A 20,140-nucleotide genomic window follows, 5' to 3' on the forward strand; every position below is an offset into this window, starting at 1 on the left:
GCGTGTATTGATGCTGAGACATTATCCTTCATATGTCACCCTCAAACTTTGCTCCCTTATCAAGGCAGCAACCTGTGATCTATTAAATTCAGCTTTCCATTCGCCAGTAACAGCCGATCATTGTGATACATCAGACTTGCAGAACGCAAATCCCGAAAAGCCCTTTCCAGGGGAAGCCGATCATTAGCGGTATAACCGTAGGATAGTCCTGCAATGTCTATCATTTGATCCGTTGCCTGAAAAAGAGTCTCTGACGCCAAAATTTTAAGATTATTGATGTGAATATTGAACCGTGGGGCTTCAAGCAGTTTCATATTCCCCTGGAAGGAATGATCTTCGTACTGTTTGATCATCTCGTTCAGGTATATGTTGACCGTGTCTAACTGCAATCGAACCCTGGCAAGCCTTGCATAGAGCAAATCAGACTGCAAATTGAAGCGGGAACGATTTTGCGGATTACGGATGAGTTGTATTAACCCTTCGTATACTCCCTTAGCCGCTCCAAGCCAACAGGCAGACCATAAAATATGTCCCATGGGAATCATCGTCTGTACAGCCAACTGCTTGAAGTCTGTCGCTGCACCGATCATCTGCTCTTCCCCAATTGAGCCACGAATGTGCATGCCCACACTGCCGGTACCTCTCATCCCCATGGCATGCCAATCGGAGACACTTTCCAGCTCCAGTTGATGTCGTTCGGCAAAAACCAGTTGGACATCACTGTCGGGACTTTGATCAAAAGGTTTCATTGTGATGAGAAACCAGTCGGCATGCTCACCGCCGGTTACGACTGGAGCATCTCGGTCAATATAGAGCGAGTTTCCATTGGTTTCCATCGGACTTTGAGACGAGAGCAAGTGCCCCCCTTTTCCCTTTTCAGTTGTGACCGAAGCGATTAAAGGCTGTTCCTTCTGCAGCCTGGACAGAAGATGATCTGAAAAATCATTCTGATCTTGACGGATCAATACCTCCACCTGCTGTATGTGCATGGCCCATATCATTCCTGTGGATAAGCACCCGCTTGCCAAAAGTTCTGCCATAGAGGACAAGGAACGGAGCGAAGGCCGTTCACCGCCTGACAGGCTAGGGATTGATGCTGACATCAGGCTTGCAGACTTCAAGTCAGCTATATTTTCTTTTGGAAAGGACCCCTCACGGTCATGGTCTCCGGCTCTTTCAGCAAAGCGTTTTGCCGCCATTCTTACCTGGGACAATGTGTCGGTGTCGGTGACTTCGGATACTTCATACGAATAACGCATATCAAAATCCCTTTCACTTAAATGGATTTGGTCAGAAATGCTTCATCTTTTCCCTGGAACGATTGGATTGCTCTTCTGAAGTTTGGATGGTCGATTCGTATCAAATAATCGTTCCTCAAAGGAATTCTGCCAACGGATAGCAATATCTTCACTGTTGTACGGATACACCTGATAGAGGAATTCCCGATCTTCAATCTTCAGCTTGTCCAGTAATCCTTCCTGTCCTGCCTCGCCATACAGGGTCTGCGTGTAATGTAAGGCATAGAATACTTCCTTTTGGAAATTCAAATCCTGAGCCCGCTGCAGAACCTTATCCCAATCCACAATCACTTGAGGGCTGCCCAAGAATCGGTGAATGTCCATAAATTTATAGAGCAGGATATCCTTGTACGCCATAACATCCAGTTCACTTGTTGCTTCGCGGGTAAGATGGATAAGCATAAATAACAGCAGATCTTCCCATTCCAGGGTACGAACAGGATGTCCTGCAACATCAATAAGCTGACTTCTCTCCAACATTTGCTGCACTGCCGTATCTGTTCGGCGGCTGGTCATGAGATCAAGCGAAAATTGCAAGTCCAGAGCATGATACTCGAGAAACGGACTATTTTCTATATATTTAATCAAAGGGATGACTTCATGGGACACCATCGATCGGATCATAATTTCCCTGCGAGGCAAAGGGATAACCGAATTCGTTTTATAGTTGATCATCCCCTGAACGTATCCCATTTCCTTCATAACCGCTATCGCTTCATCGATCTGACTTGAATGTATAAGCATATCATTATCTTTGAAATCCCGGCTTCCCAGATCCCCATAGGCGACTTGGGAAAGTACGATGCCTTTCAGCAAACTGTATTGAATACCTCGTTTGTCCAGTTCACGGCAAATATCAAGGGTAAATCTGCACTGTTGTTCGCCTCGCATTTTTTGCATATGATACATTTGCTTGACCGAACTAACGAATTTGCCGTAGATCGCCTTCTCCGTGCCTTTCACCAAAAAGTAACGCTCGATATTCTGCCATGCGGTTCCCATCACACCATGGGTGTGCAGCATGCCGAATACCCGGCTCCAATCCATGTGAGCAGTCATTAACTGACGAAAATCTTCAACCTCCACATTCTGAAGATCAGGTTTTGAACACAATAAAACCAATCTTTCTTCATCGGTTAGGGTAGAATCTAATGACATGGCAAACAGCTCCTTTCGTCTTGGAAGAAAATCACTTCTGCCCGACAATAAAAATATTGTTTCCACGCGATACTAGTTCTTCTACGTCAAGATACTGGGATTCAATCTCTAAAATACTCTCGAACACAGCTGGATCAGACAAAATCTCGCTCAGGGTTTGGGTGTTACCCTCAATCTGCGTCTCCAGAAATCCCGGATAAATGAAGGCAGGAAAGCCTTTAAGATTTAATACCTTCAGCCCGCATTCAAGGTAATATTCTTGAAGCTGCTTGGGAGTAAACATATAAATATCGGGCATTTCGAGCGTGAAGCGCCCCTTGCCGCCCGTTAACTTTCGTGCCTCTTCAATTCTGCCCAGGGAAATATTAAAGTACAGGGCATGGTACAGATTAGGTGTAAACGATACCAAGTAACCCTTGGGCTTAAGCAACTTTACGACTTCATGCAGCATTTTAAGTGGCTCTTCCACAAATCCCAATACGTTATGAAAGTTAAAGCAGACATCCACGGATGCAGGCTGTACGCCTTCAATAGCATGAAGGTCACCTTGCCTGATCGTCCATCTGTCCTGAAGATCATTCGCTTCGCGTTTGGCCATCGCTTGTCTCAACATGTCTTCCGACAGATCATACGTATATCCGGTGCTCTCCGGATATTCTTGAAGGACTTTAAGCGACCAGCGGCCAGTCCCTCCACCCGCATCAAAAAACGTGAACTCGGCGGGTAATCGATCCAAGACCTCTTTTTTGAAAACTTTCCATAACAGCTGGTCGGAGAGCTGCCAATATGCCTGTTCCTCTACCAAGTCGTACTTGTCCGCTTTATTTTTGAAATACGCAATGGTGTCGTGTGTTGTTTTGCTCATCTTAAATCCCCCTTCTCCAATTGTTGAACAGGTTTAACATCTTCCGATTGCAGATACAACTGAATACCCACGGAATCAATCCAGCTGAACGATTCCAAATCCTGCTCTGCCATTTGCTTCAATTCTTTGACAGGTACCCAACGTCCGTCACGAGCCTGATCGCCGGACTGCAAGGCTGTGCCTTTAGCTTCGCAGCGAAAATATACGCCCATCGAATCGACGGGTCCCTCCAGTGTCTGGTAGACAGCAAAAGGTTGAATGCCCTCCAGTAAACCTGTGTTTGTTCTTACCTGCAGATACGTATCATTACCTGCAATGCGAGTCAGTTCAAGGCCTGTTTCTTCTCTAACCTCCCGTTTCAGTCCATCAATCATGGACTCGTACTCTTCGAGTTGCCCTCCGGGTAGTTCCCATGCTTTGGGTTGATTGGGCTTGTCCCGAATCTGTAAATACAGTTGAAGATCACCGTTCACCACTCTTTCGATCATAGCGCGCACGTTAACGTACATGTTGCCCCTCCCCAGACAGGAATTCACCCATCACGTCATCCAGCTTCAACTGAAGATTGAATTGGAGATGATACGCCTTGAACTGCCTCGTAATTTTACGTGTGTATCCCAGCAATCGTTTGGCGATGTCGCCGCCCAGTCCGCCACTGGAAAATGAAAAGATATGAGTGAGATACTGTGTCTCAAAAATTCGTTCCTGCAGGGACTGTACAAACGGTTGTCTGCTAGCCGGCATGACAGTATTAACAGTATCCTTACCCAGCAGAACAAACGCGCCGACCGTCCAGCATCCATGCCGTCCAATAAGACCGGATCGGGAGATATACGGAGTCGCATGTACCATCAATTCATCTTCGACAAACATCAATAACGCCGTGTCATCGGTAATGACGGAGTACCCTGCATCCATCGCTTTTTGGGCAATCGTCGATTTACCGGCTCCGCTTGCTCCCAGAAAAATAATTGCTTTTCCGTCTTCGCCTACAACGCACACCGAATGCAAGAGAAATGCGTTCATGTCCATCAATTTGGGAAAAAGAGAAATCCGTTGAGAAAATTCCCATGACCGATCTTCATATTCGTCATACCCCGTCCGCTGAACGAAATGCAATCTGCTGTTCCAACCGGTATCCCAGTCGATGTTATAATTGAATTGAAGGCTGGAACGGATATTCACCCGGTCTAGGGCCCAGATTACTTCGTCTAGTTCCGTGTTGTTAATCCAAGGACTTGTGTCCCAAGCTTCAATCCTGCAGTGATGATCAATCTTTTCCGGCTGATCATCTATCAAGACGTGTGAGTACCATTGTCTGGTACGTTCCTCAAGCGCATGAAGACGAGATGCAAAATCCACCTGTACATGAAAGGGACCGTAACGATAAATATACAGAAGAGTTCCTCCTTCCTTAATCTCTTCGGATCTTGCCGGTAGCGGTTCTCGGAAGGGTTTGCACAATTTCCACCCTTTTAGGCACCTTGTAAGCGGATAACTTGGAGCGGCACAAACGCAAAATGTCTGTAGCTTCAACAGGTGTATCCGATTTGCGAGGAATGATGTAAGCCACCAGTGCTTCGCCGAGCCAGGGGTCGGTCTCTCCTTTGACAACGGCTTGCTCCAGCGGAAAGTGCTCCATGATCAGTCGCTCGATCTCCTCCGGATGCACTTGTTTACCTCCTGTTTTGATCAACAGTTTAGTTCTTCCCAGTATCCACAGATTATTTCGTTCGTCCAAGTAACCGCGATCTCCTGTACGAAGCCATCCGTTTTGCAGAACTTTATCCGTCTCTGTTGGATTAAGGTAATATCCCTTCATGATACTGGGACTGTGAACCCATACATCACCTGGTTCATGAAAACCTAAGCGATTCCCTTCTTCATCCCTTATAGAGATTTCAACCCCGCGTATGGCTTGTCCTACATTAGATGGTTCGTATACTTCAGGTATAATCCTGGTTGTAATCCGCGGACCGGCCTCCGTTTGGCCGTACGTTTGAACCATTTTGACATGGGCGGGCATTTTCTTGCGGACGGATTCTAGTATGTTAGGTGTGACTTGTCCTCCACCAAAGCAGATATAACGCAGATGGGGCAGCGATTTATAGTCGGATTTCAGCAGGCTCAACGCTTGCAACATTGTTGGTACTGCAGTAACTACGGTTATGTCCTGCTCTCGCATCGTTTTCATGAATGAAGAGGGTAGAAAAAGACCTGTCATAATGACTAATTCTCCACCCAGATACAGGTGGCTCAAGAATTGAGAGGTATTGCAATAGCCGAAAGGCATAGGCAGCGTAATCAGCACTTTATCTTTCTCCGTCAGTGACAGAGATTCGCAATGAGCCTTCACATTGGTAATCAGGTTATGGTGAGTGTGCTGCACAATTTTGGGATTTCCGGTCGTTCCCGACGTTTGCAGCATTAAGGCAACTTCGTTTGCAAGACAAGGCCTGTATATGGGCTTTGTCTCCTCATCCGTTGCCTGCCAATCTTCCAGGCTCAGGACTGACAAGTTCTGATTACTTAGCTTGGATTTCATCTCGTGAGTAGTGATACAGAGAGCAGCGTCTACCGTACGGTACGCCAGACTGATTTCTGCCTCGGAACTGCCGGAATAAAGTGGCATGATTACCGCTCCCAGTAAGGTAACAGCAAAGTAAGCATGGATATAGGCAGGAGAGTTGGGCAGGCAGATCACCACCACTTCCCCTTCCCTAACACGTTCCTCAATCTTTAACTGCAAGGCCGCGGTTGTGGACAAAAGCTGCTTATACGTCCAGTTCTCCTCGCCGAATGTTACGGCAATCCGATCCGGACTCCGCTCTGCCTGATGTAACAGTATTTCACCGATACACTGGGGCTCCATATCCTTCATTCACTCGCCTCCTTCGCGTACATCTCGTCTAGCCTCTGCTGTCCATTTGAAAGATTTGCCCGCTGACGTTGGCAACGTGTTCGGACAACAGGTAGAGAATAAAATTTGCTGTCTCCTCCGGTGTGGAAATGCGGGACAAAAGACTCTCATCGAGAGCCTTTTGATATTTTCCAGCATGATGCCGGTTCAGATTGGTTCGCATAAATCCCGGACAGATTGCATTAACAGCAATGCCGAATGAACCCAACTCACGTGCCATTGATTTGGTCAAAGCATTAAGTCCGGCCTTGGAAGCTGCATAATTGCTTTGCTGTGAGCTTCCTACAATCCCCCGGTAAGAGGACACGTGAATGATTTTCCCCCTGCCTCGAGCCTTCATCAGCTGGCTGACCTTCTGAGAGACGAGAAATGCGCCGTCCAGGTTAACCTGCATAACATCGCGCCATTGAGCATAACTCATCTCGTCAAAAGACGCATCGTTGATAATTCCGGCATTATATATCAGCCCATCCACCCATTCCAGTCGATCCATCAGTACTTGTAAGGATTCATCCAGAAGTTCTGTATTCGTGACATCCAGATGACCGACATGCAGACGATCCTGTATACCCGTATGATTTTCGGTAATATGAATAGGGGTTTGGTTATAGGTGGCAGCGACAATCGCCCCTTCTTGCAGCATTTTTTCAAGAAGACACCCTCCAAGCGTTCCCGAACCCCCAACAAGAAGCAATCGAAGTCCTTGAAGAGAAATGTGCACGAATATTCATCCTTTACGCTGTCTTGGTATCAACGAAGGCCGTCAACACTTCAACATTCTCAAATAGTTGCGGTGTAAGTTCATCATCCTCAATCGTAATTTGAAACTCATCCTCGATCTTGATGATCAACTGAAGAATCATAATGGAGTCCAACTGCAGATCAGAAACCAGATTCTCTTTTCCCGAAAAAACATAGTTTTTCTCAATTCGATCCTCAAGCTCTTCTTTCACTAGCCTGCACACCGTTTCATAATGTGACATACGCTCACCCTCAGATATAGAATGATTTGGAAATATTGCTGATATCATGTATTCGCCTGGCGATAAGGAATGAAATAATCGAACTTGGGACCATCCATATTCAGTCTGTCCTGATGAACAATCGTCAGGTTAACATCGTCAGGCAGTTTGTGCAGAAGTTCTTGCTGTAATAGGAACTCGGCTGCATCCTGAAATCCCTTGCCAGGTACAAGGTAAAACATAAATTGCTTTTCCTGCACCTGCATTACACGGAATTGTCGAACGGCATCCGGGAAATTCCGGTTGACCTTAGTTACCGCATAATGAAACAGAATCGGATTGGCGATCCAATCATCTGATCGAATATATTGGGTCGCCCGCCCACCGGTCACTTCGATGACGGGATAAGGTGATCCGCAGTCACATTTCTGTTCAGACAGCCTGCCAATATCTCCCGTGTCATAACGGATCAACGGCCAGATTCGATTGGTCAAGTCGGTAATCACTACGTTTCCATAACCATCTTTGTCCGAATTCGCAATTTCCACATACAATTGATCGCTAGACAAGTGCAGATTACCGCTTTTGCAGCTCATGCCAATACACCAAAATTCGCGGGAACCATAATGGTTATAAACAATGGAACCGAAGGCCTCTTCAATAGTCTTGCGCTGATAGTCAAATAACATCTCCCCGTTAATTTCGATATATTTAAACGGAAGTTTGCTCCGATCCAGCTTTCGCTCCAGCAGATGATTCGCGAATAGATAGAGTGCGGTAGATACGGACAGCATCCATTGCGGACGATACTTCAGCAAAGCTTCATAATAGTCGTCCAGTCGTTCCGGGGACAGATCAAGCATGGACAGATACATGACCTCATGGTAAATGGATATGGGATCGGTTGACAGATCATCTTCATTGAATGCATAAAACATGGCATAAGGATCTTTAGGTCCAATACCTCCATTGGTGTTTCGAAGGCCCCATAAGAGGCGTGCTTTTTTCCATTTTTCTTCAACTGATTTATAACATCTGAGCGGTTGTCCCGTGGAACCACTGGTATATTCGACATAGAGTTTGGCCTCAGCGTCCGTAAGCAGCGATTCTTCTCTGCCGGTCAATTCAGATTTCTCCAATATGGGTATCTGCTCAAACCTGGCTTGACTCCAACCGGCATTGGTAACGCCATGTAACCTTTGTTTGTAGAATGAAGATTTTGCTGTTGCGTGTTCGATTAAACCTAATAGCTTGTCCTGAAAATGGTCCCACTTGGTTATCATAAATGGTTTCCCACCTTATGGTTTCAAAGTCACATTGGTTCTCGGGAACTGAACGGCACTCCATATATATGGCATCTCCAGCAAACCATGGATCAAACGCTCCCATCCGACGCCAAAGCCCGATGTTTCTCTGTAGTTGTCAAGCGTTCTGGACTGGAGATAACATGCGTAATCTTCTTCAGGCAGGTTAAACACTTCTGCTTTTTCTTTCAATTGGTCAAGGGTACCCACACGCTGACCGCTACCGATCGTTTCCCGATATCCCGGCCAGATATAATCCGTGTTGTTTGCAACGCGTCTATCCCGCCCCTTCATTTCGGCGTGGTAGAAAGGTACTTCAAGCAAAGGAAACTCGCTAATTGCCAAGAATCCGCCATAAATCTCGGTGAGTCGGACTTCTTCCCATGAACCGAAGTGTTCAAGTGTGAATTTGTTGTAGATTTCATCTTTTGTATCTTCGTAGAGTGCGGCTAAAGCTTCATCAAAGGTTAATTCTGTAATTTTTTGACTGCGACTGACTTCGTCAAGCTGATTCAGACGATCCTGGGAAAGGAAAACACTCAGATCCGCTTCATTATGTTTGAGCAAATCCTGAATGACTCTAAACAACAATTGACGGATTATCTCCTTATTGGCTGCTTGATCAACCGCGCCTTCATATTCGATATGGTGAAACTCGGACAGATGGGATGCATCCACATTTTCCTTGCGGAATGAGTTATACACGGAATATACATGATCTACCTGGTGCTGGAGCACCGACAATTCCAGATAAATTTGTGAGGACTCTGATAAAAATGCCTTGTTCGGCAGGTCAAACCACTCCAAAGAAATAGGGCATACATCGGTTGTATAACTGATGGCCTCGCGACCATATACGGCACCTGGGGAAGAAATCATTCGAGTAGTCAAAGGCAGCAGTGTAAACAGTGCATTCATTTCTCCAAAAAACAGATTGCTTGACATATTGATTTGATGATTAATTCTGGCGATAGCGCCCCAATACTTCTGTTCGCTGAAGCTCGTGACCCGATTCTCAGCTTCTGCCAGCGTATACTGCCCTGCAAGTACGTTGTCCAGTGCATCATATATGTTGTTCCCGCGATATCCCAACTTTTTGTCTTTCTTTGTGTAATAAGGTCCTAACATAAGCTCATCTCTCCTCATATGGATATTATTTTGGGTTAATCAATCAAACCTGGCCGGCGATATAATTTTGTCGTTCGTTCCTGCTTCTTACCTTGCGTAACAACTCCACTGAAGACAGGGGGTGAGATTCATCCCATAGGACAGAATTAATCATCAGTTGCTGAACCGTGGGGTGCATCTGATCCAGATATCCCTTTTCCTTCATCTCCGGATAGGAGGTATGTCCTCCATACGCTTCCTCTTTACCTTGCACGCTGTAATGCAGCGTTCTCCTGTAGTCTTGAGACGTACATGCTCCGCGATGAAGTGTATGCGCATTCATAAATAGAACGTCTCCAGGTTGACATGTGATTTGAACTTCGCTAGGTAATGGATTAGCCTCGTTATTGTTCACTTTCCATCTCTCCTGATCGGAAAGTGCACGCCTGTGCGAACCGGGAATCGCGATAAAACAAGAGTCTGGGTATAAGGGAATATTGAACTGCACATGATTTGGAATGCCTTCCGGATGATATAACTCGTTATCCCCGTAATCCCGGTGCCAACGCAATCTATAATTGATCTTCTCCGGTGACCACAGCGCATGGGCTCCCCAAAATCGCAATTCTTCTCCCAATATCTCGTGGAGTATATCCATTAGACGCTCATTCCCAAAAACGTCTCCGAAGGCGGGCTCGTACAAGTCCAATTTGAAAATATTATTTACACCCCAAGTGTCGTAATCAGACTCTTGCTTTAAGGTGTAACGAGTCGTATACCGGAGTGGTTCCTGCTTCACCTTGGTGATCAATTTTTCCATCGCAATTTTTAGCTGATTCACCTCATCTGATGGAAAGATTCCTGTAACGACTGCATAACCATCGTTTAGAAAACGCGATTTCAGACTCATGATCAAGTAAGTAACTCCTTTCTTTCTATTGATGTTAAGGAACCGCGAACCATTCCTTGTCCATCCGTTCCTTCCAGCGCTCTCGAATGGCCTTATATTGTTCGGAAGCAAGATTACCTTTGCTTGCCAAGGCATAATTTTCAAGCCAACGATCTGGCTTCGTCGTGCCTACCATGACTGTGTGCACACCGGGAATCGACAGTGCAAACCTCAGTGCCAGTTCTGTCGTAAGCAAAGGATCCTCTTGAAAGGAGTACCCCAGCTTGAGCAAGCGCTCCTCATAGGTTACTTTTGCTGGCTTGACCATAGATTCCGGCGTTTTGCCCATTCTTTTCCACATAGCGAGCTGGCGTTCATAACGTTTCTTATGATCCCCTAGATTAACCCAGGCAGCATTGGCGATCGGACGCTTAACAATGACGCCAAGTTGATGCTGCTGAGCTAAGGGAATGACTTCCTCTAAGGAGGTTTGATCGGCAATATTAAGGGTCACCTGCAGCGTATCAAAACATTGCATATTGATCGCATATTTAGCTTGTTCCCCGTCCCCACTGTAACCCAAATATCTCGCTTTTCCCGCAGCCTGAATCTTTTTTAGCGTCTGAATGACTTCACCACGTTGTAAAATCTCTTCAGTGCAGCCATGCAGCTGCAAAACATCGATATAATCTGTGCCCAGTCGCCTCAGGCTCCGGTCTACACTCAGCTCCAGCCAGTCAGGGTCCCAATCGTGAAACTTGTCCTCGTCCGAATGACCGCATTTGGTGAATACATAGAATTCTGCACGCCTTCCCGAAACGGCCTGACCAATCAGTTCCTCGCTGTTCGGGTAACATTCAGCTGTATCGATAGCATTAAGTCCATGATCCAGAGCAAGATTCAACAGGTGGTTCACTGTTTCCTGGCTGGTTTGTTCATAACCGATCTGGGAGCTGCCAAACCCCATGACGCCTACATGCATATCTGTCTTTCCGAGCATTCTCTTCTCCATGCCAAACCTCCCTTCCCTTGTGCGTTCAGTAATTTTCACTCAAATACGCTTGTGAGGTCTTCATGACATTACGAATATTATCGATGTGAATACTCGCCGAGGAAACAGGCCAATCCCCTCGAATGAGACCGAGACTTGCCAGCCTGATGCACGTTGTGCCCATTAACAGAGGTAGTACCGTGATTTCTTCGGCCAGCAGGGAATGATGTTCTTGATAGCCTTCAAGAAATTGCTGGAACGGCTGAGGTTCCAATTCATGGACGGCTTCAAAACGCGAGCTGCCGGTTCGATAGGTTATGCCGGAAAAAGTGAGCAATCCTTCAGCCAGATCCACAAGGGAATTGTTGAAGCATGCATTGTCAAAATCAATCAGTGCCGATACCGAACCATCGGATGAGAAAATGAAATTCATCGGATTCAAGTCTCCGTGCGCAATCGATGTCACCGCTTCTGCTCTGTCAACGTGCTGAACAGACCACTCGTCTACAAGTTTCTTGCAAACCTGGACAAAACGCTGCACATCCTTCTGCTCCTCTTTACTCATTTCATTGCGTTTCTGCATGTACTTTTTAAGCAAAAGTACAAGTACATCCTTTGTAGAAGCATACGGAGATTGCTCAGGCAACTTCAGGCCCTGAAGTGCATATACCGACGCAGCTTTTGTCCGAAATTCACCCAATACCGCCCCGGCAGCACGTATCTGTTGAGGCTGGGCATTATACATCGAACCGTTTGGTATATACGATTGAAGGTACAATGTACTTTGATTACCTGCATGTACAATTAGCTCCCTGGATCTAGTTAACTGAACGGCAGGGACCCGAACCGCTTTCAGAGCCAGTTCATGCTGGAGCTGAATTATGCTTACGGCGTGCTCAATGGATCGGATATACCAAGGGATTTCTTTCAAAAAGTAGAGGTTTCCCTCCCGATCTTCAACGAGGGCTTTTCTGGATGTCTCTGAAACCCGGTTTATCGGAACGACAGTACCATTCATATTGAGATAAGGGTACGTTGTGTATTCCATGATGCCGTACTGCTCTAACGCTTGCGATAGCATATCCTCCGGGATAAGTCCTCTGCTGAGTTCTAACGGTTTTAGCAACGGCATCCTCCCCTTTGATTAAAGTAAGACTCTTAATGAACACTCCATGTGTTGAACTTTTGTGTGAGCAAAATAACTAATTGTTGTCCAAGTCCGGCCATTCGTGTACTAACAGGATGTTCTGGATTTGCAAGTACAAATGGAATGCCTTCGTTCCCCTTCGCGCTAATTTCAGGTATTATAGGAAACGTGTCGAGCACTTGCAGACCGTTCGGAACAGCCAGCATGCCATGGGTATCCCCCGAAAAGATCGCAGTGGAATGCCCGCAGCATTCGCACTGGAACTGAGACATATTTTCCACGATACCAAGCAGCGGAACCTCCATCCGTCGTATCAAGTCGATTCCTTTCTGAGTATCTGCAAAGCTTACCGTCTGAGGCGTTGTAATCAGAAGACAGCGTCCTTGCAACAGACGAAGCAGTTGATGGTGAATCTCAGAAGTCCCTGGAGGCATATCGACAATTAATAGATCTACATCCCAACGGGCTTTTATCAATAACTGATCCAGCGCGCCTTCCAGGTATTTGCCTGAAAGAGATCTGCTGAGGCCGTTGTTTTCAATCAGTCCGGAGGAAGAGATGCGGATCCCTGCGTAGGTTCCCGGGTGGATTCCCAGTCCTTCTGCTACCATAGTCTTTTCTTCAACTCCGGACACCATGGTAGGTATACTTGGCCCTTCAAAATCTGCATCAAACAGTCCTACTCTTAACCCTGGTAATGAATATGCTAAATTTACGGCGAAAGTGGATTTTCCGACTCCGCCCTTTCCGCTATAAATGAAAAGTACGTCCATGGCATCCTCCCTCGCCCCTAGTAGAAAAGCTACGCATTTTGCTGCAAAGTATGGATCATGTTCACAATGTTAGCCATGGAAGAAAACGTATCATTAATCATGTACTCGTCGGGAATAGTCATTTCAAACTTCTCTTCCAGTTCCAGCAGCAAATCAATCGCTTTCATAGAATCGAGACCTGCACTTTTCAGATCGTCCGTCATCTCCAGATCACGATGAATTTTCTGCTTTACTAGCGCAGCGACTTCATATTCAATTTGTTCAATGCTCATGAATAGTTCTCCCTTCATGCATTTCATTCAGATGCGTTCTTCGTGTCAGAGCAAGCTGTGATACATGCTTCACGTTACCCTCATCCACCACTATTTCAACGGGGATTTCCCTGCTCAGAAATCCCAATAAACTGGCCGTGATCCCATAAGCCCCAACATTCGGAATGTAGACCTGCTCTTCCAATTGTAAGGAAGGCATGATTGCTTTTTTGTTAAAAAAATCAAGGGGCGTGCACAGCGGTCCTACAATGTGGGTCGACTCCGGATGAGGGTCGGTCTTCTCTGTGACGGGCATGATGTCATACTGGACACGTGGAATGCGTCCAAGTCCCGCCATTCCGCCTAGATGGTGAATGCCGCTGTCCAGAACGATAAAACAGCTTCCCTTGCTTTCCTTGATATCCACAACGGAGCTAACCAGAACACCGCATGCGGCCGAAAGATATCGTCCGGACTCATAGGCTATAACAGGCTCTCCGGTTCTCCATCCCGGCATATGCTCGTCGAGAGCAGTCTCCAGTTGGACCTTGATTTCACTGAAATCAGGGGAGGTGCCTGACACCGCATAGGGATGTCCAAATCCGCCTCCTAAATCCACGAATTGGAGTGGTATTCCGGTCTCCTTGGATATTCTCGCAATCACCTGGATGGACGAGATAAAGGATTCCTCAAGTCTCTCTGCATTCGCAGTATTAGTGCCATTAAAAATATGAAAACCGGCAATACGAATTTCGTCGCATTCCTGGACTTCCCTCAGTTCTCGCAAAAGCTTCTGCTCATCCGTTCCAAATTGAGAGGGTGTGCCCGTCATGGCCAGTCCAGCATCAGCCAAGCCCTGATCGGGATTGATTCGCATAATGACTTGAATTGGAGGTGTACCAGAAGGCACTACCGACCTTAATCTTTCCAGCTCTTTCATTGATTCTACCGAGAACCATTGTACTCCCTGTGCAACAGCCATCTTCAATTCCAATTCGCTCTTCCCGGGACCAGTGTACAACACATCTCGGGGAAATCCTCCGGCTTCTAACACGGAATTCAGCTCACCCAGCGATGAAACTTCAGCCCTACACCCCATATCTAACAACTGCTTAACGATTGCAGGGTGAGGATTCGCCTTTAGAGAGTAATACAACATCGAAGGCTCGGGTAATGCGTCTCTCAACCTGTTACAGGATTGGCGAAGAATATCCAAGTCGTATATATATAGCGGACTGCCGTATTTCGATCGCAAATCTCCATAGTTCAAACGCTTCACTCCTTTCCCAAGTCTGTTTTCAGCTTGTTTTTATCAATTTTACCGTTGGAAGTTAGAGGTAACTGGTCTGTGACATAGATTTGAGTGGGCATCTTATAATCTTCCAGCCGCATTCGTAATTCGTCGAGGATGCTTTCCGCAGTCCGTGTAGAACTTACTGCAAGAATAGGCACAGCAGCGTCTCCGGTCAGTACCAGCGCGGCTTGTTCGACGCCATCGATGTCGACTGCTGCCAGTTCGATCTCCGTAGGACTTATACGAAAGCCGTTCTGTTTGTACATATCATCCTTACGAGCGTAGAAATACAAGAAACCTTCATCGTCCATCCAGAAGTAATCTCCCGTATGCAAGCTCCGCTCAGGCGAAGCCATATTTCGAAAAACGTGCTGTGTTCGCTGCGGATCATTCCAGTAACCCATCATGACATGTGGACCATGCACAACCAGTTCACCCACCTTATATGGTGGCAGTTGCAAGCCTCTCGCATCGATCACGGTGCAACTTGTACCCGGAAGAGATGTTCCGACAGAACCCGGTTTATCAGCGAGAAATTCCGGCTGGAGGATGGACACCCGTTTACACTCCGTTAGTCCGTACATCAGATGTAGCCGGGCATTCGGGAAAAATGTATTGAATTCGTTCACATAAGTTTGGGGCAGTGCAGCCCCTGTATTGGTAATGAAACGAATCTCCGGTAATTGTGTCATCTGTCTGCGCATAAGCTTGATCAGCGCTTCTCCCATGCTTGGTACAATCGGTAACCCGGTAATACCCCATTCCCTAATTTTTTGGATGAGTGCCGGACCCACATCAGATCGCTGACCCAAGGCTATCGTTGCATTTTGATTAAAAGCTAGAAAAACCTGATACATCCCGTAATCAAAAGACAACGGAAGAAAATTGCCGATTACGTCATCTGTTTCTATATTCAGGCAAGACTGAATGCTCTCCAGCACAAAAAGCATGCTGGAATGGTGTGATACCACGGCCTTGGGCCGCCCTGTACTTCCCGATGTATACAACAAACAGGCAACTTCATTACCAGAGTTATCTTCGTACCCCGGGTTATCTAATCTGCTTTCCTCCATTGCATGTGCGGTCACTTCATTTTCTGATATGACCTTAATCCCTATATACGAGGACATCGCCAACTTTTCAACAAAAGCATCGGTCGTTAGAAGATAGGAAGCTTGCGAATCTTTAACAATGTAGTCCAATTGATATCTCGTTGTACTCTCATGCAGGAGAATATATGTTGCTCCAAGCCTGGAGGCGGCAAAAATGGATGAGACGATAAATTTGCCATGAGGCAAAAGCAGTATGATTCGGTCTCCTGTTTTTACACCGCAGGATTGCAGATAAACGGATATACGATCCCTCTCCTGACTTAATTGACTATAAGTAAAATGGCCTTCGTCTGTGATCAAAGCTGCTTTATGCGGATATCGTTGTTCTGATTGATCTAACAACTCACATAATCGTTTCAATTCAGACCCTCATTCCATGAATTCGCAGTGTTTATTTTGCACGATTTCTGTGATACAGTTACTTGCACAATGTGTCGTTAATATGTTGTTTGGTGAATATTAGTTAATTATACAGCCTTGAACATAAGTCGCTGTTCATATTTTTCCTGTTATTTCTATAAAGAAGATACCATACCCGATATTCTCCACTCGATCTGTTCCACTGTAGCAAAACACTCATACAACAGGTCCTCGTCGCGGAATATAATATCAAACTCTTCTTCTAAAGCAACAATTAGTGAAATATACTTTATTGAGTTAAATCCGAGATTTTCTAATCGCTCATCCAGAGGAATGTCCAAGTGATATCCAAGTATATTGTGAATAATCTGAATGATCTTTGCTTCAATCATTGAGTTAGATACTTGTTCCATCACTGATTTCCTCCCCGCTCTTATTGCACAGATGTTTGCGATGTTCACTTGGAGAGCGCCCGTAATATTTTTTATAGTAACCGGAGAACTGTGAACTAGAGATATAACCGACAGACTTCGTAATTTCATTGATCGTCAGATCGGTATGCTTAAGCAGTTCGCGTCCTTTTTGTACCCTAATTTTCTGAAGAGATTTAATGGGTGAACATCCGAACACTTTCTTGTATGTGTTACTTAAATATACCGGATTACAGCCAATTCGTGCTGCCATGTCTTCAAGAGTAAGCGGCTCTGAATATTGACTTCGTATCATGCGATGAATGATAATTAATCGGTTGTCAATTTTACCTTTTAAATTATCGGTGCTCTGGTTCATCATCCGGTACATATTAAAAAATTCTGTGAATTTAAGGGACAGTTGTTTGCTGCACTCAGGTTTGTAAGTGCTCTGTTCGAACATCTCGATTACGAATTTCACAAACAACTTGACTCCGTCGTCTTGTCTGGACAATACCATTGGAAAACCAAAGCGCATTTTAGCCATGTTCTCCAAGGTCAGAACGCTGATTACGACAGGTACTGATAATCGGTTTAAAAGGATTATATCGTTGCCCACGAACAAGTCCCTGGAGGAAATATAGTACAAGGTATCACGATACCTCGTTTCAAAGGAATGTTCGGTAAACGCTACCATTATTCTATTTGGCTCCATACATACTGTTTCCGAATAGCCGGGGGCCATTATCATTTTGGGCATCATACTGTACAAATTCCATGTCATCAAAAGTCGCCCTCCCATTTGAAGAAATTGGAATGTTTTATTAAATGTTAGTTGATTTTCAGACTGAAATCAACAATATTATACATAAATGTGAAATTGATCATAATCTGTAGAAGTAAACAATACGATGTCGAGGTATTGCTTGTCACCAAAATTCGCAAAAATAAAGGTACCCATATACTACACACTTCTATTTAAACGTGTGTAGTGTATGGGTACCAGATTATAACGCGTGAGGGCTTGAAATCTCTTATCTTAAATGAAATATGTTTATTTTAACTTAACGTCCAATCAGTACCCATCCCCACTTCATCCGGCGCAATCCCATCGCGCAGATCCATGAGATCAGGAGCGCGACAATATAAGATAGAATGATACCCAGGCTGAAATGCCGAGCCAGTTCATCTGTGAATTCACGTCTCCAGAAGAGCAGCACAAGTGGGTGCATTAAAAACACACCGAACGCAACTGTACCCAAAGAGTCCAGAACATGCGTAGCTTTACGAACTTCAGTATGTTTTCCTGTGCCGATTCGTTCACTAATGATCAGTAGGAGCAAGCAGGCTGACAATGTAAATAGATTTCGGAACAGGAACAGCACGGTATAGGTTACCACCGGGTATGCAGCAAAAGCGGTTTTGATATAAGCATTACCATATATAAAAATGGCACCTCCGCTCAACAACGCAGCTATAAGCACGTAACGGTGAGTATACAGTTTATTCAATGCCCACTCAAAGTTCAGCCCAACCCATGCGCCAAATCCAATCACGATCAGATAACTGGGTAACAAACTTCCTGTCCGTTCGAAGTGAAACTGCAAATGTAGTGCATAGAAGATCGCTTGACCCGCAATAAAGAATAATGGCAAATAACGATTAAAAAAACGATAGCGAGTCAGAGACAGAAGCCATGGAAAAACGATATAGAATTGAAGAATAATCAGAAAAAAGTACAAGTGTGTATGAGCGGTTCCCATCACTAATTGTTTGGCAAATTGAACACCATGAGTCAAAGGTTCTTTGCCCGCAAGCAGCTGTTTAATGGCAAAATAGATAAGGGACCACACTACATAGGGTACAAATACATTAAATAAACGCTTCTTATAAAAAGCGAGCATCCAACCCTTCTCATTCACCTTGGAGCTGTAGTTGTAGAATAAGACCAGGGATGACAGGAACAGAAACGCTGGAACGGCAAATTGCAGGAACGTGTTCCAGAAGTAATACACATCATGATCTAACGTGTGTTTGGGGTAATGCGCAACTGCTGTTGAAGTCGCATGGATGGCTACCACTGCCATGATGGCAAAAGCACGATAGAGATCCAGATACTCAATACGCCGGGGCCGATTAACCGGTTGATTCATAAAGATAACCTCACTTGTGCCTGATATGGGATGATAGTTTCCGGCCGCAATCCAGATTCTATGCTTCATTTTAATCAGCACACGAGGGTAATACAATCATAATCCATATTATTTTCGTTATATTACATCATTATTCTTCATTATTCGACATTTTCTATCCAGAATCGTTCAACAACGTTGCCATCGGACTCCACATAGTCTTCATCCCGAATGCCACCATTTCGAAGGATAACCCTTCTGGAAGGCTCATTAATCGCATCACATACGACCAATACTTTGGTGATTCCAAGCTCTCTCGTTTTCTCTAAAGAAAGCCTGAGAATTTCTGAACCATAGCCATTGTGCCGTTCTCCTGGACAAATACCATATCCAATATGTCCTCCACTGTTGAACAATTTGTCGTTAAGCTCATGCCTTATATTCACGGCACCCACAATTTGTTGACTCTCCGTGACCAGCCAGTATGTACTGTCTTTGACCCAGCCTTCCGGGATGTCAATCCCTTGTTCATTGCGCTGCAAAAACGCCAACATCTCATCGAACGCATAAGGATCTTTGGAAATGACCCAAGGTACCATCAATTCTCCACTTTTGACCCAGTCTTCATAAAATGCCAAATACGCATCCTTGTATGCTCGTGATGGTTTAATTAATCTAACGTGTTCTTTCCCCATGATCACTACATCCCCCCAACAGATATCGATATTGCCACGTTCTTTCTTCCAGGACACGACGTTCTTGTTCTTCCATTAAACTGTCATAAAAGATAGCTTTCACTGCATACGTTGCGGCATGCACCGCATGGCCTTTCACATGGGCCGTTGCAGCTGCGTGCCCCGCCGCACGAGATGCAGCAGAGACAGCAACATTATCCGATTCTCGTGCAGCAGCATGAGCTGCAAAAGCCGCCTTTCGAGCATCAACCATGCTAATCTCTCCACGGATCCAACCTCTTCCTGCATCAATGGCATCACGAGCGCGGAGGTCCTCCGTCTTCTTCTCCTCAAATATATGCAAGACACGTGCCGCACACTCCGCAGCCCAACAGGCCAATGTATGGTGATCCTGTTGCTTAGCCAGATTCTCTATTTCGCGGCGCAAAGGCGCATCTTTGAATGCAGGTTTTGCCACGGTCATGCTCCTTTC

Annotated in this window: 22 protein-coding genes; all 22 read right to left on the minus strand. The window is 45.5% G+C overall.

What is annotated here, in order from left to right; genetic code table 11:
- Window positions 1-59: 59 nt before the first annotated feature.
- Window positions 60-1,259: an acyl-CoA dehydrogenase family protein gene (locus tag V6669_RS18130; RefSeq protein ID WP_338587360.1), complete on the minus strand. Its 1,200-nt coding sequence runs from the start codon at window positions 1,257-1,259 to the stop codon at window positions 60-62.
- 42 nt (window positions 1,260-1,301) lie between these two features.
- Window positions 1,302-2,456 (minus strand): nucleotidyltransferase family protein, encoded by a 1,155-nt coding sequence (locus tag V6669_RS18135; protein WP_338587362.1) that lies wholly within the window; start codon window positions 2,454-2,456, stop codon window positions 1,302-1,304.
- Between the two features lie 31 nt (window positions 2,457-2,487).
- Window positions 2,488-3,321, minus strand: a complete 834-nt coding sequence (locus tag V6669_RS18140; RefSeq protein ID WP_338587363.1) for a methyltransferase domain-containing protein — start codon at window positions 3,319-3,321, stop codon at window positions 2,488-2,490.
- A complete protein-coding gene (locus V6669_RS18145; protein WP_338587365.1) occupies window positions 3,318-3,830 on the minus strand; it encodes an NUDIX domain-containing protein in 513 nt (170 codons plus the stop codon). The genes V6669_RS18140 and V6669_RS18145 overlap by 4 nt, the downstream gene beginning before the upstream one ends.
- On the minus strand, window positions 3,820-4,785 hold the full coding sequence (locus V6669_RS18150) for a hypothetical protein (RefSeq protein ID WP_338587368.1): 966 nt from the start codon (window positions 4,783-4,785) through the stop codon (window positions 3,820-3,822). The genes V6669_RS18145 and V6669_RS18150 overlap by 11 nt, the downstream gene beginning before the upstream one ends.
- Window positions 4,736-6,202, minus strand: coding sequence for a class I adenylate-forming enzyme family protein (locus V6669_RS18155; protein WP_338587370.1), 1,467 nt, complete (start codon window positions 6,200-6,202; stop codon window positions 4,736-4,738). Before V6669_RS18155 ends, V6669_RS18150 begins: the two co-directional genes overlap by 50 nt.
- A gap of 28 nt (window positions 6,203-6,230) precedes the next feature.
- On the minus strand, window positions 6,231-6,962 hold the full coding sequence (locus V6669_RS18160) for an SDR family NAD(P)-dependent oxidoreductase (RefSeq protein WP_338587371.1): 732 nt from the start codon (window positions 6,960-6,962) through the stop codon (window positions 6,231-6,233).
- A 13-nt stretch (window positions 6,963-6,975) separates the two neighbouring features.
- Complete coding sequence (locus V6669_RS18165) at window positions 6,976-7,224, minus strand: phosphopantetheine-binding protein (protein ID WP_338587372.1); 249 nt, start codon at window positions 7,222-7,224, stop codon at window positions 6,976-6,978.
- 44 nt (window positions 7,225-7,268) lie between these two features.
- On the minus strand, window positions 7,269-8,486 hold the full coding sequence (locus tag V6669_RS18170; RefSeq protein WP_338587373.1) for a hypothetical protein: 1,218 nt from the start codon (window positions 8,484-8,486) through the stop codon (window positions 7,269-7,271).
- A 15-nt stretch (window positions 8,487-8,501) separates the two neighbouring features.
- On the minus strand, window positions 8,502-9,635 hold the full coding sequence (locus V6669_RS18175) for an amino acid--tRNA ligase-related protein (RefSeq protein WP_338587375.1): 1,134 nt from the start codon (window positions 9,633-9,635) through the stop codon (window positions 8,502-8,504).
- A 43-nt stretch (window positions 9,636-9,678) separates the two neighbouring features.
- The gene (locus V6669_RS18180; protein ID WP_338587377.1) at window positions 9,679-10,524 is read right to left on the minus strand and encodes a phytanoyl-CoA dioxygenase family protein; all 846 of its coding nucleotides are present in this window, start codon (window positions 10,522-10,524) and stop codon (window positions 9,679-9,681) included.
- Between the two features lie 34 nt (window positions 10,525-10,558).
- The gene (locus tag V6669_RS18185) at window positions 10,559-11,515 is read right to left on the minus strand and encodes an aldo/keto reductase (RefSeq protein ID WP_338587378.1); all 957 of its coding nucleotides are present in this window, start codon (window positions 11,513-11,515) and stop codon (window positions 10,559-10,561) included.
- Window positions 11,516-11,540: 25 nt separating this feature from the next.
- Complete coding sequence (locus tag V6669_RS18190; protein WP_338587379.1) at window positions 11,541-12,620, minus strand: phosphotransferase; 1,080 nt, start codon at window positions 12,618-12,620, stop codon at window positions 11,541-11,543.
- A gap of 32 nt (window positions 12,621-12,652) precedes the next feature.
- Window positions 12,653-13,414: a P-loop NTPase gene (locus tag V6669_RS18195; RefSeq protein ID WP_338587382.1), complete on the minus strand. Its 762-nt coding sequence runs from the start codon at window positions 13,412-13,414 to the stop codon at window positions 12,653-12,655.
- A 29-nt stretch (window positions 13,415-13,443) separates the two neighbouring features.
- A complete protein-coding gene (locus V6669_RS18200; protein ID WP_338587383.1) occupies window positions 13,444-13,686 on the minus strand; it encodes a phosphopantetheine-binding protein in 243 nt (80 codons plus the stop codon).
- Window positions 13,676-14,935 (minus strand): decarboxylase, encoded by a 1,260-nt coding sequence (locus V6669_RS18205; protein WP_338587385.1) that lies wholly within the window; start codon window positions 14,933-14,935, stop codon window positions 13,676-13,678. The genes V6669_RS18200 and V6669_RS18205 overlap by 11 nt, the downstream gene beginning before the upstream one ends.
- 5 nt (window positions 14,936-14,940) lie before the next feature.
- Window positions 14,941-16,431, minus strand: coding sequence for an AMP-binding protein (locus V6669_RS18210; protein WP_338587387.1), 1,491 nt, complete (start codon window positions 16,429-16,431; stop codon window positions 14,941-14,943).
- Window positions 16,432-16,586: 155 nt separating this feature from the next.
- Entirely contained in the window at window positions 16,587-16,844 is a 258-nt protein-coding gene (locus V6669_RS18215; protein ID WP_249912338.1) for an acyl carrier protein, read from the minus strand.
- On the minus strand, window positions 16,828-17,388 hold the full coding sequence (locus tag V6669_RS18220) for an AraC family transcriptional regulator (RefSeq protein WP_338587390.1): 561 nt from the start codon (window positions 17,386-17,388) through the stop codon (window positions 16,828-16,830). Before V6669_RS18220 ends, V6669_RS18215 begins: the two co-directional genes overlap by 17 nt.
- A 517-nt stretch (window positions 17,389-17,905) precedes the next feature.
- Window positions 17,906-18,994 carry an acyltransferase gene (locus V6669_RS18225; protein WP_338587393.1) on the minus strand — a complete coding sequence of 363 codons (1,089 nt, stop codon included), beginning with the start codon at window positions 18,992-18,994 and terminating at the stop codon, window positions 17,906-17,908.
- Between the two features lie 140 nt (window positions 18,995-19,134).
- Window positions 19,135-19,668: a GNAT family N-acetyltransferase gene (locus V6669_RS18230; protein ID WP_338587394.1), complete on the minus strand. Its 534-nt coding sequence runs from the start codon at window positions 19,666-19,668 to the stop codon at window positions 19,135-19,137.
- The gene (locus tag V6669_RS18235; RefSeq protein WP_338587395.1) at window positions 19,649-20,125 is read right to left on the minus strand and encodes a putative immunity protein; all 477 of its coding nucleotides are present in this window, start codon (window positions 20,123-20,125) and stop codon (window positions 19,649-19,651) included. Before V6669_RS18235 ends, V6669_RS18230 begins: the two co-directional genes overlap by 20 nt.
- Window positions 20,126-20,140: the final 15 nt, after the last annotated feature.

The sequence above is a fragment of the Paenibacillus sp. Y5S-9 genome (genome assembly GCF_036894235.1).
Lineage (GTDB): Bacteria > Bacillota > Bacilli > Paenibacillales > Paenibacillaceae > Paenibacillus.

Excerpts from the sequence above, each read along its gene's own strand:
- V6669_RS18175 (WP_338587375.1), bottom strand. The coding sequence starts at position 9,635 with ATGTTAGGACCTTATTACACAAAGAAAGACAAAAAGTTGGGATATCGC.
- V6669_RS18200 (WP_338587383.1), bottom strand. The coding sequence starts at position 13,686 with ATGAGCATTGAACAAATTGAATATGAAGTCGCTGCGCTAGTAAAGCAG.
- V6669_RS18185 (WP_338587378.1), bottom strand. The coding sequence starts at position 11,515 with ATGGAGAAGAGAATGCTCGGAAAGACAGATATGCATGTAGGCGTCATG.
- V6669_RS18165 (WP_338587372.1), bottom strand. The coding sequence starts at position 7,224 with ATGTCACATTATGAAACGGTGTGCAGGCTAGTGAAAGAAGAGCTTGAG.
- V6669_RS18180 (WP_338587377.1), bottom strand. The coding sequence starts at position 10,524 with ATGAGTCTGAAATCGCGTTTTCTAAACGATGGTTATGCAGTCGTTACA.
- V6669_RS18145 (WP_338587365.1), bottom strand. The coding sequence starts at position 3,830 with ATGTACGTTAACGTGCGCGCTATGATCGAAAGAGTGGTGAACGGTGAT.
- V6669_RS18170 (WP_338587373.1), bottom strand. The coding sequence starts at position 8,486 with ATGATAACCAAGTGGGACCATTTTCAGGACAAGCTATTAGGTTTAATC.
- V6669_RS18130 (WP_338587360.1), bottom strand. The coding sequence starts at position 1,259 with ATGCGTTATTCGTATGAAGTATCCGAAGTCACCGACACCGACACATTG.
- V6669_RS18215 (WP_249912338.1), bottom strand. The coding sequence starts at position 16,844 with ATGGAACAAGTATCTAACTCAATGATTGAAGCAAAGATCATTCAGATT.
- V6669_RS18135 (WP_338587362.1), bottom strand. The coding sequence starts at position 2,456 with ATGTCATTAGATTCTACCCTAACCGATGAAGAAAGATTGGTTTTATTG.
- V6669_RS18195 (WP_338587382.1), bottom strand. The coding sequence starts at position 13,414 with ATGGACGTACTTTTCATTTATAGCGGAAAGGGCGGAGTCGGAAAATCC.
- V6669_RS18230 (WP_338587394.1), bottom strand. The coding sequence starts at position 19,668 with ATGGGGAAAGAACACGTTAGATTAATTAAACCATCACGAGCATACAAG.
- V6669_RS18220 (WP_338587390.1), bottom strand. The coding sequence starts at position 17,388 with ATGGCTAAAATGCGCTTTGGTTTTCCAATGGTATTGTCCAGACAAGAC.
- V6669_RS18155 (WP_338587370.1), bottom strand. The coding sequence starts at position 6,202 with ATGAAGGATATGGAGCCCCAGTGTATCGGTGAAATACTGTTACATCAG.
- V6669_RS18225 (WP_338587393.1), bottom strand. The coding sequence starts at position 18,994 with ATGAATCAACCGGTTAATCGGCCCCGGCGTATTGAGTATCTGGATCTC.
- V6669_RS18140 (WP_338587363.1), bottom strand. The coding sequence starts at position 3,321 with ATGAGCAAAACAACACACGACACCATTGCGTATTTCAAAAATAAAGCG.